Origin of the sequence: Micrococcus sp. HMSC31B01, from assembly GCF_001816085.1 — a bacterium.
In the GTDB taxonomy this organism is placed as follows: Bacteria; Actinomycetota; Actinomycetes; order Actinomycetales; family Micrococcaceae; genus Micrococcus; species Micrococcus luteus.
In genome coordinates, this window is record NZ_KV825086.1 from 1 (window position 1) to 2,225 (window position 2,225).

Sequence of the window (2,225 nt, forward strand, 5' to 3'; positions counted from 1 at the left end):
CCGAAGCCGCCCCCCTGCTGGCCGCCGCCGAAGCCACCGCCGCCGCCACCGCCGCGCTGGGCGCGGGTGACCTTGGCCGTGGCGAACCGCAGCGCCGGGCCGACCTCGTCCACGTCCAGCTCCCAGCTGGTGCGACGGTTGCCGTCCCGGTCGTCGTAGGAGCGCGCCCTGAGGCGGCCCTGCACGATCACGCGCATGCCCTTGGTCAGCGACTCCGCCACGTTCTCCGCGGCCTCGCGCCAGACCGAGCAGCGCAGGAACAGCGCTTCGCCGTCCTTCCACTCGTTGGTCTGGCGGTCGAACGTGCGGGGCGTGGACGCGACGGTGAAGTTCGCGACGGCCGCGCCGTTCGGGGTGAAGCGCAGCTCCGGGTCGGCGGTGAGGTTGCCGACCACGGTGATGACGGTCTCGCCTGCCATGGTCACTCCTGTCTTCGGGGGTTCTGCCGGTCAGTGACCGGATCCGGGGATCCGGGACTGCTCAGCGGGGTTCCGGTGGGGGCGTCGGGGACTGATCCGATGCTCTCAGACCCTCCGGACACGGTACGAGGATCACTCAGCGGTGATCTTCTGCTCCTCCGGACGGATGATCTTGGTGCGCAGGATCGTCTCGTTGAGGTTCAGCAGACGGTCCAGCTCCTGGGTGGCGGCCGGCTCCGACTGGAAGTTGACGACCACGTAGATGGCCTCGGACTTCTTCTGGATCTCGTAGGCGGTCTTGCGGCGACCCCACACGTCGATGTTGTCGACGGTGCCGCCGGCGTTCGTGACGACCTCGAGGTACTTCTTCAGGGTCGGCTCCACGGTGCGCTCGTCGACCTCAGGGTCGATCAGCACCATCAGCTCATAAGCACGCATGCGAACCCACCTCCTCTGGGCTTGCGGCCGCGGTCTCTCCGCGGCAGGAGGTTCTGCGTTCTCCCCTTACGCATGCATCCGCACTCTTCGGCGGCACGCAGGGGATCCCGTCAAGAATACCAGCATTGCGCCTCCGCAGATGAGGTGCCACCCCTAGGGGGCCGTGGGGTGGCCGGGGCTTGCCCTCGGTCGACGACGACGTACCTTGGAAGGAGGACACACATCCTGTGTCAAACCCCTCTCACGTTTCGGAGCATCCATGTCAGAGTCCACGTCGGCAGCGCCCCAGCCGTCCCAGTCCGTCCCCTCCCGCCGCCGAGTCGCCAGCAGCCTCGCGTGGGCGGTGCCGACCGTCGTCGCCGCCGCCGCTGCCCCCGCCGAGGCGGCCAGCCCTCTCCCGCGGATCGACCGCGTGTTCAGTATCCGCCGCGCCACCACAGCAGCCGTACCCGGCGCGTCGGTGTCGGCCTGCGGCTCGGGTTCGACCCGCTTGAGCGTCACCACGGACAACGTCAATACCTACTACCGGATCACCAATGTGCAAGCCGGCTCCACGGTGACGAACGTGACCGCCTCCGTCCTGGTGCAGAAGGACATGGTGGATGCGATGGGGTCTCGGAACCCCCTCACCTGGACGAGCGCCACGACGGACTGGAGCACCCCCGTCCGTGAGGTCTCCGGGACCGGCAGTCCGGTCCTGTACACCAACAACGGCACCCAGTACTACCGCTACGTCAGCAAGCTCTCCACCCCGGTACCCGCCCCCGTCTCAGGCACCATCACCCTGCCGCGCATCGGGTGGTACAGCAACTGCAGCACGACCCTCGCCGGCGTGTCGGTCAGCGGCCGCGGCAGTGCCGTCGTGAACGGCATGACCTTGGACAATGTCGGCGACTTTCGGACGCTGTGACCCCGGGCCCCGCCGGCTGACGCAGCCCCGCGCACGCCGCACGTGGCAGCCGTCATCCCCCGCCGCGCCTCACACCCCGCGGAAGAACTCCCGCACGGCCGCCGTCAGGTGCTCCACGTCCCGCACGCCGCACATCTCGCGCGCCGAGTGCATGGACAGCAGGCCCAGGCCCACGTCCACGGTCCGGATGCCCAGGCGGGTCGCCGAGATCGGGCCGATGGTGGAGCCGCAGGGGACGTCGTTGTGGGAGACGAACTCCTGGAACGGCACCCCCGCCACGCCGCAGCAGCGGGCGAACGCGGCCTCTCCCCCCGCGTCGGTGGCGTAGCGCTGGTTGGCGTTGATCTTCAGCAGCGGGCCGTGGTTCACGCGCGGGTGGTTCACGGGGTCATGCCGCTCGGCGTAGTTCGGGTGCACCAGGTGGCCGGCGTCCGCGGAGAGCAGCCAGGACCCCGCGA

At 69.4% G+C, this 2,225-nt stretch carries 3 protein-coding genes and 1 pseudogene; 1 reads left to right on the top strand and 3 read right to left on the bottom strand.

The window, feature by feature from the left end; translation table 11 throughout:
- On the bottom strand, nucleotides 1–419 hold a 419-nt coding region (locus HMPREF3105_RS05385), incomplete at its 3' end, for a single-stranded DNA-binding protein (RefSeq protein WP_070708930.1).
- Nucleotides 420–551: 132 nt separating this feature from the next.
- Nucleotides 552–857 carry a 30S ribosomal protein S6 gene (gene rpsF, locus HMPREF3105_RS05390; RefSeq protein WP_002857790.1) on the bottom strand — a complete coding sequence of 102 codons (306 nt, stop codon included), beginning with the start codon at nucleotides 855–857 and terminating at the stop codon, nucleotides 552–554.
- A gap of 343 nt (nucleotides 858–1,200) precedes the next feature.
- On the opposite strand from rpsF, the gene HMPREF3105_RS05395 reads away from it, so the two are divergent.
- On the top strand, nucleotides 1,201–1,767 hold the full coding sequence (locus tag HMPREF3105_RS05395; protein ID WP_141762438.1) for a hypothetical protein: 567 nt from the start codon (nucleotides 1,201–1,203) through the stop codon (nucleotides 1,765–1,767).
- Nucleotides 1,768–1,836: 69 nt separating this feature from the next.
- Here the strand turns inward: HMPREF3105_RS05395 and HMPREF3105_RS05400 are convergent.
- A pseudogene (locus tag HMPREF3105_RS05400) lies at nucleotides 1,837–2,225 on the bottom strand (M18 family aminopeptidase); the annotation flags it as partial.

What these genes read in the sequence shown, in the direction of transcription:
- rpsF (WP_002857790.1), bottom strand. Translation starts at nt 857, where the DNA reads ATGCGTGCTTATGAGCTGATGGTGCTGATCGACCCTGAGGTCGACGAG.